Here is a 2,115-nt window from a genome sequence, read left to right as displayed (position 1 = left end):
GGGCGGTGCGCAGTTCGGTGGGGTCGGTGGTGGTGATGGTGGCGCGGTGGGGGTGGGCGGTGCGGGTGGTGGCGAGGGCGTGGGCGGTGTCGGCGGGGGTGGCGGTGGTGGTGTCCAGGTGCGCGCGCAGCCGCCGGGCCTGCTCGCGCAGCGCCGGGCCGGTGTGGCCGGAGAGCGGCCAGATCAGCGGGGCCGCGCCCTGCTCCTCCTCCGCTGATGCCGCTGACACCGTGGCCGCCGTGGGCGATGCGGGTTCCGTGGCGTCCGCCGGTCCCGCCGCTTCGGCCGCCGGGGCCGCTTCGAGGATGAGGTGGGCGTTGGTGCCGCTGATGCCGAAGGAGGAGACGGCGGCCCGGCGCGGCCGCCCGGTCTGCGGCCAGGGCGTGTGCTCGGCGAGCAGTTCGATGCTCCCCGCCGACCAGTCGACGTGCGGGGAGGGCGCGTCCAGGTGCAGGGTGCGGGGGATCTCGCCGTGCCGGAAGGCCTCGACCATCTTGATCACGCCCGCGACGCCGGCCGCCGCCTGGCTGTGCCCGATGTTCGACTTGATCGACCCCAGGTAGAGCGGGTGCTCGCGCTCCCGGCCGTAGGTGGCCAGCAGGGCCTGCGCCTCGATCGGGTCGCCGAGCACCGTCCCGGTGCCGTGCGCCTCGACCACGTCGATCTCGTGCGCCGCCAACCCCGCGCCGGCCAGCGCCTCCTGGATGACCCGCCGCTGGGAGGGGCCGTTGGGCGCGGTGAGCCCGTTGCTGGCGCCGTCCTGGTTGACCGCCGAACCGCGCAGCACCGCCAGCACCCGGTGCCCGTTGCGGCGCGCGTCCGAGAGCTTCTCCAGGACGACCACGCCGACGCCCTCGGCGAAGCCCGTGCCGTCCGAGCCCGCGGCGAACGGCTTGCACCGGCCGTCCGGCGCCAACCCGCGCTGCCGGCTGAACTCCACGAAGATGTTCGGCGTCGACATCACCACCACCCCGCCGGCCAGGGCGAGTTCGGACTCCCCGCGGCGCAGCGACTGGGCGGCGAGGTGGATCGTCACCAGCGAGGAGGAGCAGGCCGTGTCCACCGTCAGCGCCGGGCCCTCCAGCCCGAGGACGTACGAGACCCGCCCGGACAGCACGCTCGCCGCCGCGCCCGTGATCACGTAACCCTCGACGGCCGTCGGCACCTGCGGCGTGCGGGTCGCGTAGTCGTGCGAGGAGGCGCCGACGAACACCCCGGTGCGGGAGCCGCGCAGCGCGGTCGGGTCCAGGCCGGCCCGCTCCAGCGACTCCCACGCCGTTTCCAGGAACAGCCGCTGCTGCGGGTCCATGGCCAGCGCCTCGCGCGGGCTGATCCCGAACAGCTCCGCGTCGAAGTCGGCCGCCCCGCGCAGGAATCCGCCCTCGCGGACGTACGAGGTGCCCGAGTGCTCCGGGTCGGGGTGGTAGAGCGCGTCGGTGTCCCAGCCCCGGTCGTCCGGGAACGGGCCGATCGCGTCCGCGCCGTCGGCGACCAGACGCCACAGCTGCTCCGGCGACTCCACCCCGCCCGGGTAGCGGCACGCCATGCCGACCACGGCGATCGGCTCCCGGTCCCGCTCCTGCGCCTCCTGGAGGCGCCGGCGGGTGTCCTGGAGGTCGGCGGTCGCCCGCTTGAGGTACTCGAAGAGCTTCTGTTCGTCTGCCATGTCGCCTCTGCCTTCCTCGGATTCTCTTACTGGTCCAGCGAACTGACGTGACGTCAGGCTGATCCGCCGTCGATGAGGGCGAAGATCTCGTCCTCGGTGGCGTTCTCCAGGTCGACCGCCGGCGCCTCCGGGCCCCCGGCCTTCGCCTCCAGTCGGGAGACCAGGCCGCGCAGCCGGGTCAGGACCGGGCCGGGCACGGCGGTCTCAACCGCCAGGGCCTCGGCGATGGCCGCCTCCAGGGCGTCCAGCCCCGCCGGGGCCGCGCCGTCCGGGCCGTCCGCCGACTCGGGGACGGCCAGGTCCTCCAGCAGGCGGGCGGCCAGCGACTCGGGCGTGGGGTGGTCGAAGACCAGCGTGGTGGGGAGGTGGAGTCCGGTGGTGGTGCGCAGGCGGTTGCGGAGTTCGACGGCGGTGAGGGAGTCGAAGCCGAGGTCCTTGAACGGCTGGTC

At 74.7% G+C, this 2,115-nt stretch carries 2 protein-coding genes; both read right to left on the bottom strand.

Going from position 1 to position 2,115, the window contains the following annotated elements; translation table 11 throughout:
* Window positions 1–1,666, bottom strand: a 1,666-nt coding sequence (locus tag ACGFZP_RS39420) for a type I polyketide synthase (protein ID WP_392942310.1), incomplete at its 3' end; no start/stop codon positions are given.
* A gap of 53 nt (window positions 1,667–1,719) precedes the next feature.
* A partial coding sequence (locus ACGFZP_RS39415; RefSeq protein WP_392942307.1) for a phosphopantetheine-binding protein occupies window positions 1,720–2,115 on the bottom strand: 396 nt, incomplete at its 5' end.

It is taken from the genome of Kitasatospora sp. NPDC048239 (assembly GCF_043202015.1).
In the GTDB taxonomy this organism is placed as follows: Bacteria; Actinomycetota; Actinomycetes; order Streptomycetales; family Streptomycetaceae; genus Kitasatospora.
The sequence above is the reverse complement of the archived record's forward strand: the minus strand, read 5'-3'. Positions and strand labels throughout refer to the sequence as shown.